The sequence below is a fragment of the Skermanella sp. genome (assembly GCF_059503625.1).
The window spans coordinates 1-7806 of record NZ_JCACHA010000889.1 but is presented as its reverse complement, the minus strand read 5'-3'; the positions used below and the strand labels follow the sequence as shown (position 1 = coordinate 7806).

The window sequence follows — 7806 nt, the reverse complement described above, 5'->3', positions numbered from 1 at the left end:
GACGTCGCAATGCCCTTCGGCGCCATCGACGCAGGCGGTCAGCGCTATCGGCCCGTCCACGGCGCTGATGATCTCGGCGATCGAGATACCCTCCGCCGCCCGCGTCAGGCTGTAGCCACCGGCAGCGCCCCGATGGGAGTCCATCAGGCCGGCCGGAGCCAGCAGTTTCATGAGCTTGGCGACGGTGGGGGCGGGGACGCCGGTGCGCTCTGCAAGCTGAGGAACGGTCTGGACGCAGGCGCCGTCACGCGCCATCCGCGCCATCACGATCACCGCGTAGTCCGTCATCTTGCTGAGCTTGATCATCCCGGCGCCTCAATCCGTACCAATCTGGTACTGATTAAGTGATGAGCCGCGCTGGGATGTCAAGGTGCTTGGCAGCCTTATCATACGCCTTTCGGCTGGGACGAAGAAAGACCCAGCGCATTCCTGGGGCATTTTAGGGATACGGAAAAGGGTGCGGCATTCCGCCGCGCTGACGCTGCATATCTCGCAGGGCAGTCATCGGCCGCCGCTTCGCCCTTCCGGACCTTCCTGCGAGCATGCTAAGGCCCGCCGATAATACCTCTCCGGCGGAAATTGAGCGGCTGGAAGACTATCTTTTTAGCAAGGGTTTGCTGGCATGACGCTTGAATATATCGAGATTTCCGAGGCTGTCGCGCACGACATCGACGAAGGCCATCGGCATGATCCCGCTGGATTCATGCGCAAGTCCCCCGTGCGTTCGGCCATGAGCGTCATTGCCGACGCCATTGCTACGCCTGAAGAGGCGCAGGAGATGTACGGGGTCGAGTTCACCGACGAAGAGCTCGATCAGGCTCGCACGATCCAAACCAGGAATTGCGCCCAAGCCTGAGGGATCATCTCCCAGGTTCCAACAAGTTGCGTTCCGAAGCTTGCTCCAGCGGATAGTCCCGCAACGGGTCGTAGACGACCCCGCTCCGTCCCGGACGGCTTTCGAACAGGGTGAAGTGCCCGATCGGGATCGGTCCGGCGCGGAACAGGCCGCGGTCCTCGATGAAGCGCCCGACGCGCTCCTGGGGGGAGCTGTGCAGCCGGGCGAGCGTCACGTGCGGCGTATAGCGGCGTTCTTCCGGCGGCAGTCCCGCCCGCACCAGCGCCGACTCGACCTTCTGGTTCAGGTGGAACAGCGCCTCGTTGCGCTCCACCCCGGCCCACAGGATGCGCGACCGGCTGCCGCTGCCGAACTGGCCGACGCCGTCGAGCACGAGGTCGAAGTCGGGCGCCGAGACGCCCGCCAGAGCCTCGTCTATGTCCGGGATCAGCCCGTTCTCGACCTCGCCGATGAAGCGGAGGGTCAGGTGCAGGTTATTGATTTCGGTCCAGCGGGCGCCGGGGACGCCGCCGCCGAGGCCGGCAAGGCGTTCCCGGACGGCTTCCGGCAGTTCCAGGGCTACGAACAAACGGATCATGGTGCTTCAGCCGACAGGCGGCGTCTTTAAGGTCTCAGGGACAGGGATTCGGGAGCCTTTCGTGGACGTCCTCGATCTCCTTCAACACCTCGTCCGACAGATTGATTTCGATGGAATCGATGTTGGTCTTCAGATGCTCCATCGACGTGGCGCCGATGATGTTGGAGGTCACGAAGGGCTGCCGGTTGACAAAGGCAAGCGCCAGATGCGCCGGGTCCAGGCCGTGCCGCTTGGCGATGTCCAGATAGGCGCGGACTGCGGGATCGGCGTTGACCTTGTCGTAGCGCGACTTGCGGTGGTCCAGCGCGCGGCGGGTGCCGGGCGGAACAGCGCCGTCCAGGTACTTGCCGGTCAGGGTCGCGGCGGCCAGCGGCGAGTAGGCTAGCAGGCCGGCCTGTTCGCGGACCGAGACCTCGGCCAGACCGTCCTCGTAGCTGCGGTTCAGCAGGTTATAGGCGTTCTGGACGCTGACGACGCGGGGCAGGCCAAGCTGGTCGGCCAGTCGCAGGAAGGTCATCGTGCCCCAGGGCGACTCGTTCGACAGGCCGATGAAGCGGACCTTGCCGGACCGCACGAGATCGTCGGCGGCCCGCAGCGTCTCCTCGATCGGTGTCGCTTCCGCGTCGTCTCCCCCCTTGTAGCCGCGCGCGCCGAAGCGGGCGGTGGTGCGGTCGGGCCAGTGGAACTGGTAGAGGTCGATGTAGTCGGTCTTCAGCCGGGACAGGCTGTCCTCGACGGCGCGGACGAGGTTGTCGCGGTCGAGCCGGGCCTTGCCTTCGCGGATCCATCCGAAGCCGCCGGGTGCCCGGCCGATCGCCTTGCTCGCCAGCACGACCTTGTCGCGGCCACCCCGGCGCTCGAACCACGTGCCGATGATCTTCTCGGTCGAACCGTAGCTCTCCTCGATCGGCGGGATCGCGTACATCTCGGCGGTGTCCCAGAAATTGACGCCGCGCTCCAGCGCATAGTCCATCTGGGCGTGGCCCTCGGCCTCCGTGTTCTGCCGCCCCCAGGTCATCGTCCCAAGGCAAATGGCGCTGACCTGCACGTCGGTGCGGCCCAGTCTCCGGTATTCCATGGTATTCCTTGTAGAACTTCTTAAACTTACAGGAAGAGGGTGAGTACGCCGGTATAGCCGTAAAGCCGGTTGTGGGAAATCTCCCCGTTGGCGAAAAAACCGACCAGCGGAAAATCGCCCAGCGTGTCCCGGATCGTCTTCAACTCCTGGCTATCGTCGCCGAACAGTGCCGGTCCGCGGGCGAGGCAGGACACGTAGACGCCGCCGCGCGGCGGCCCCTTCAGCCGCTTCTGGATGACGGACAGCATCCGCTCCAGATCGGCCTGGGCGCTCGCCAGATCGCGCCGTGCGAACATGATCGAGCGTCCCGGCTCGACCATGTCGCCGATGGCGATCAGCCCGTGGTTGGGATCGATGCCGACCAGATTGCGCACCAGATAGTCGCCGGTGTCCGACCCAGTGATCGGCAGTGCGGCGAAGATATAGCCGGCGACCCGGCGCAGGTCGCGCGCCAGCAGCTCGCCGATATCCTCCTTGAAGACCTCCAGCGCCGGTCTGCCGTCGATCTCGACGATGATGTTGTTCTGTGCCCGTGTGATCTTGTGGACCGGCCCGATCGGCGTGCAGCCCTGCGTCAGGCCGGTGGCGACCGGGACGTCGCTGGAGAACAGCACGCCCGACACGCCGCCCTCGATCACCGGGGCGGTGCCCGGACGCCCGCCGAACTGACCGTAATTGGTCCGCGACGACGTCAGCCCGCCGACCAGGAAACCGCCCAGCGCATCGGACAGCTCAGGGATGATGTCGTGGGTCTGGGGATTGCGCGGGTCGCCGTGGACCAGCGCCAGCACCGGACCGTGGCCTTTCAGCCATTCCGCCGTCTCGGGGGCGAAGCCCTCGATGCTCTCGGTGATGGGGGCGGGCAGGTGGAAGCTGCCGGGCTCGAACTGCGCCGCCATCACGGCGATGGCCGGCTTGCCGAACAGTTCCTCACCCGTGGCGCAGATGCCGATGCCGACCGTGCCGACCCACTCCTTGATGCCGGTGACGCCGCGCATCAGCGTCACGATGCTGACGGCGTCGGCGGCCAGCTCGTCGGAGATGTAGAGGAAGCCCAGGTTGCAGCCATCGACCGGACCCAGCTTGTCCAGGCAGGCCTTGACCGTCGTGCGCCAGTCCTCGCCGGTTCCCACGGCCGATGCGAAGCGGGCGCCGGTCGGCGCGTCACGCCCGCTCATTTGCCGGTTGCTCCCGTATCGGCCGCTCCGGGAAGACCGTCGATCAGGGCGGTCAGGTGCGGCAAAATGCCATTCACCACGATCGCGACACCCTTGGCATTGGGATGCATCCCGTCCTCCTGGTTAAGCTTAGGGTCCAGCGCCACCCCCTCCAGGAAGAAAGGATAGAGCGGCACGTCATGTTTCGCGGCGAGTTCCGGATATATGGCGTTGAAGCGGTCGCCGTACTCCCGCCCCAGATTGCGCGGCGCGTACATCCCGGCCAGCAGGGTCGGGACTCCGCGCTCTTTCATCGTGGTAAGAATGGCATCCAGATTTTCCCGCGTCGAGGCTGGATCGAGGCCGCGCAACCCGTCATTTGCGCCTAGTTCCACCACCGCGACATCTGGCTGATCGCCTAGCGCCCAGTCCAGCCGCGCCCTGCCGCCCGCCGTGGTATCGCCGGAAACGCCGGCGTTTATCACCTGGACGTCATAGCCCTTGTCCTTCAGCGCCTTCTGGAGCCTTGTGGTGAAGGCGTCGGCTTCCGGCAAGCCGTAGCCGGCGGTCAGGCTGTCGCCAAGCGCCAGAATCTTGACCGGCTCAGCCGCCGCGACAGGCGTCATCGCCACTCCCAACCCCAGCGCCGCGACGGATGCCGCCTTCGCAACCGCGTTGAAAAGCCGGCGACACAAGCCATATCCGCTTGAGCCTTCATGAATGTCTGGAAAACCCATGGCGAATTCCGATGCTGTATCTCGGGGTGACCTGATCGTCGAATTGGCCGACGTACACCTAAAGCTGGCCAGTGCCGCCGGTCCCGTCAACATCCTGCGTGGCATCGACCTGTCGGTCGGACGCGGCGAGACGGTCAGCGTGGTGGGGCCTTCGGGGTCCGGCAAGTCCACCATGATGATGATCATGGCGGGCCTGGAACGTCCGACCAGTGGATTGGTTCGGGTGGCAGGCCACGATCTCGGCGGAATGGACGAGGACAAGCTGGCCCGTTTCCGCCGCGACCATGTCGGCATCGTGTTCCAGGCGTTCCACTTGATCCCGACCATGACGGCCCTGGAGAACGTCGCGATCCCGCTGGAGTTCGCCGGCCGCAGGGACGCCTTCGAGCGTGCCCATGCCGGGCTGGAGGCCGTCGGCCTCAAGCACCGCACGACCCATTACCCCGGCCAGCTTTCCGGCGGTGAGCAGCAGCGCGTGGCACTGGCCCGCGCCTTTTCGTCCGAACCGTCGCTGCTGCTGGCCGACGAACCCACCGGCAACCTGGACGGCGAGACCGGCGCGCAGGTCATCCGCCTGATGTTCGATCTGGCGAAGAACCGGGGCGCCACGCTGGTCCTGATCACCCACGATCCTGCCTTGGCCGCCCGCTGCGACCGCGCGATCCGGCTGGTGGACGGCCTGATCGAGAGCCGCGACGGCACAAAGGCCAACCTGCGTCCCATCCTCGCCTCCGGCGTCTGAGAATTTCCCCATGAACAATACGCTGTCGATCGCCTGGACCATCGCCCGGCGCGAGCTTCGCGGCGGCCTCAAGGGCTTCCGCATCTTCCTCGCCTGCCTGACGCTGGGTGTTGCCGCCATCGCGACGGTGCAGTCGCTGTCCGGCGGCATCATCGAGGGATTGCGGGCCGACGGGCGGGCGATCCTGGGCGGCGACGTGGCGCTCCGCGTCCTCTACAACCCGATCGGGGAGGCGGAGCGGACCTATCTCGACTCACAGGGGCGCGTGTCGGTCGCGGTCGAAGCGCGTTCGATGGCCAGGCGGGAGGACGGCGCCCGCTCGACCCTGGTCGAGCTGAAGGCGGTCGACGACCCTTACCCGCTCTACGGCGCCTTCACGCTCCGCGAGGGCGGCGATCTCCACGAAGCACTCGGGCAGCGGGACGGCGTCTGGGGCGCCGTGGTCGAGGAGACCGTCCGCCAGCGCCTTGACGTCAAGGTCGGCGACACCGTCAAGGTCGGCGATACGACCTTCCGCATCCGGGGCACGATCGAGCGCGAACCGGACCGCGCCGCGTCCGGCGGCTTCGTCCTGGGGCCGCGACTGCTGATCGACCTCAAATCGCTGGACAGCACCGGCCTGATCCAGCCCGGCAGCATGATCTACTGGAACTACAAGATCGGCCTCAATCCGGGCACCGATCTTCAGGCGTGGCAGAACGATCTTCAGAGCCGCTTCCCCGATGCCGGCTGGCGGGTGCGCGACTTCACCAACGCCGCCCCGCAGATCGAGCGCTTCATCGGTCGCCTCACCCTGTTCCTGACGCTGGTCGGGCTGACGGCGCTGCTGGTCGGCGGCGTCGGCGTCGGCAACGCCGTGCGCAGCTATCTCGACGGCAAGATCGCCACCATCGCGACCCTGAAGTGCCTGGGCGCCCCCGGTCCGCTGGTGTTCCAGGCCTACCTGCTCCAGATCCTGGTGCTGGCCTCCCTCGGCATCCTGCTCGGCCTCGTCATCGGTGCTGTGGCGCCGCTGATCGCGGCGGCGGCGCTGGCGAACGTGCTGCCGATCACGGCGCGCATCGGGATATATCCCGGCGGCCTCGCCATCGCTGCGGCCTTCGGCCTGCTGACGGCGCTGACGTTCTCGCTTTGGCCGCTCGGGCGGGCGCGGGAAGTCCCCGCCGGCGCCCTGTTCCGCGATGTCGTCTCCCCGGCCTCGGGGCGTCCGCGCGGCCTCTATCTGGCGGCGGGGCTCCTGTCCGGGGCAGCCCTTGCGGCGCTTGCGATCGTGACGGCGCAGGAAAAGGCGTTCGCGGCGTGGTTCGTCGGCGGTGCGTTCCTGACGCTGCTGGCCTTCCGGTTCGCGGCGACGGGCGTTACCTGGGGAGCAGCCCGCGTCGGCAGGCCGCGCAATCCGGGCTTCCGGCTGGCTCTGGCCAACCTGCACCGGCCGGGCAACCCGACCGGCAGCGTCGTCCTGTCGCTCGGCCTTGGCCTGACCGTGCTGGTCGCCATCGCCCTGATCGAGGGCAACTTCTCCGCCCGCGTCAACGAGAGCATCCCGAAGAACGCCCCCGCCTATTTCTTCATCGACATTCAGCCGAACCAGCGCGCCGATTTCAACAGCACCGTCCTGGGCGTCGAGGGGGCCAGCGATCTGCGCGAGGTGCCGATGCTGCGCGGCCGGATCTCCAAGGCGAACGGGGTGGAGGCGGAGAAGGCGCTGGTCAACCCCGAGCACGCCTGGGTGCTGCGCGGTGACCGGGGCGTCACATATTCCGGTCCGCCGCCGGAGGATGCCGAGATCACGGCCGGGCAGTGGTGGCCGGAGGACTACAAGGGCAAGCCGCTGGTGTCGATCTATGCCGACATCGCCGAAGCCTTCGGCATCGGCTTGGGCGACACGCTGACCGTCAACGTGCTGGGCCGCGACATCACGGCCGAGGTGGCGAGCATCCGCGCCATCGACTTCTCCACCATGAACATCAACTTCACGATCATCTTCTCTCCAGGATTGCTGGAAGGGGCGCCGCAGACCTTCCTCGCCACCGTCCGCGCCACGCCCGATGCCGAACCGCTGATCCAGCGCGCCGTCACCGACAGGTTCGGCAACATCACGTCGGTCCGGGTCCGCGACGCGCTGGACACCGTCAACGAACTGCTCGCCAATATCGGCACCGCCGTCCGCGTCACGGCGGCCATCACGCTGCTGGCCGGAACGCTGGTGCTGGCCGGGGCCGTCGCCGCCGGTCACAGGCGCCGGGTCTACGACGCGGTCGTGCTGAAGGTGCTGGGCGCCACCCGCGCCGACGTGCTCAAGGCCTTCCTGGTCGAATACGGCCTGCTCGGCCTCATCACGGCGGCGATCTCCGGCGCCATCGGCACGCTGACCGCCTGGGCGGTGCTGGTCCACGTGATGGATTGGGAATGGACCTTCCTGCCGTCGGCGGTGCTGTCCACCGCCGTCATCTGCACCGCGATCACGCTGGCTTTCGGCTTCATCGGCACGTGGCGGGCGCTCGGCCAGCCGGCGGCGCCGCTGCTGCGGAACGACTGAAGCCAAGAGCCGGAAGAAATGAACTGTGAGAACACTTTTCGCCGTGTAGGTCGGTCTAGAGCCAATACCGTTGAGTAGCATTTCATCAAAATGAAAGACTCACAGCGGGTTTTTGGATGA

General features: G+C 66.7%; 8 protein-coding genes. 3 read left to right on the top strand and 5 right to left on the bottom strand.

Going from position 1 to position 7806, the window contains the following annotated elements; all coding sequences use genetic code 11:
- A partial coding sequence (locus tag AC5JJ6_RS32400; RefSeq protein WP_496045998.1) for an Rrf2 family transcriptional regulator occupies nucleotides 1-306 on the bottom strand: 306 nt, incomplete at its 3' end.
- 316 nt (nucleotides 307-622) lie between these two features.
- Here AC5JJ6_RS32400 and AC5JJ6_RS32395 point away from each other — a divergent pair.
- Nucleotides 623-856, top strand: a complete 234-nt coding sequence (locus AC5JJ6_RS32395) for a hypothetical protein (protein ID WP_496045997.1) — start codon at nucleotides 623-625, stop codon at nucleotides 854-856.
- 4 nt (nucleotides 857-860) lie between these two features.
- On the opposite strand, the gene thpR is transcribed toward AC5JJ6_RS32395, so the two are convergent.
- The 4 genes from thpR to AC5JJ6_RS32375 are packed head-to-tail and all read right to left on the bottom strand — an operon-like array spanning nucleotide 861 to nucleotide 4363.
- Nucleotides 861-1433, bottom strand: a complete 573-nt coding sequence (thpR, locus tag AC5JJ6_RS32390; protein ID WP_496045996.1) for an RNA 2',3'-cyclic phosphodiesterase — start codon at nucleotides 1431-1433, stop codon at nucleotides 861-863.
- Between the two features lie 34 nt (nucleotides 1434-1467).
- The gene (locus AC5JJ6_RS32385) at nucleotides 1468-2511 is read right to left on the bottom strand and encodes an NADP(H)-dependent aldo-keto reductase (RefSeq protein WP_496045995.1); all 1044 of its coding nucleotides are present in this window, start codon (nucleotides 2509-2511) and stop codon (nucleotides 1468-1470) included.
- A 26-nt stretch (nucleotides 2512-2537) separates the two neighbouring features.
- Nucleotides 2538-3689, bottom strand: coding sequence for an FIST signal transduction protein (locus AC5JJ6_RS32380; RefSeq protein WP_496045994.1), 1152 nt, complete (start codon nucleotides 3687-3689; stop codon nucleotides 2538-2540).
- Nucleotides 3686-4363: an arylesterase gene (locus AC5JJ6_RS32375; RefSeq protein WP_496045993.1), complete on the bottom strand. Its 678-nt coding sequence runs from the start codon at nucleotides 4361-4363 to the stop codon at nucleotides 3686-3688. Before AC5JJ6_RS32375 ends, AC5JJ6_RS32380 begins: the two co-directional genes overlap by 4 nt.
- A 40-nt stretch (nucleotides 4364-4403) precedes the next feature.
- Here AC5JJ6_RS32375 and AC5JJ6_RS32370 point away from each other — a divergent pair, with 40 nt between their 5' ends.
- A complete protein-coding gene (locus tag AC5JJ6_RS32370) occupies nucleotides 4404-5147 on the top strand; it encodes an ABC transporter ATP-binding protein (protein WP_084721226.1) in 744 nt (247 codons plus the stop codon).
- 10 nt (nucleotides 5148-5157) lie between these two features.
- Nucleotides 5158-7686 carry an ABC transporter permease gene (locus tag AC5JJ6_RS32365; RefSeq protein WP_496045992.1) on the top strand — a complete coding sequence of 843 codons (2529 nt, stop codon included), beginning with the start codon at nucleotides 5158-5160 and terminating at the stop codon, nucleotides 7684-7686.
- Nucleotides 7687-7806 lie beyond the last annotated feature (120 nt).

Coding starts and splice junctions, on each gene's coding strand:
- thpR (WP_496045996.1), bottom strand. CDS start 1,433: ATGATCCGTTTGTTCGTAGCCCTGGAACTGCCGGAAGCCGTCCGGGAA.
- AC5JJ6_RS32365 (WP_496045992.1), top strand. CDS start 5,158: ATGAACAATACGCTGTCGATCGCCTGGACCATCGCCCGGCGCGAGCTT.
- AC5JJ6_RS32385 (WP_496045995.1), bottom strand. CDS start 2,511: ATGGAATACCGGAGACTGGGCCGCACCGACGTGCAGGTCAGCGCCATT.
- AC5JJ6_RS32395 (WP_496045997.1), top strand. CDS start 623: ATGACGCTTGAATATATCGAGATTTCCGAGGCTGTCGCGCACGACATC.
- AC5JJ6_RS32380 (WP_496045994.1), bottom strand. CDS start 3,689: ATGAGCGGGCGTGACGCGCCGACCGGCGCCCGCTTCGCATCGGCCGTG.
- AC5JJ6_RS32370 (WP_084721226.1), top strand. CDS start 4,404: ATGGCGAATTCCGATGCTGTATCTCGGGGTGACCTGATCGTCGAATTG.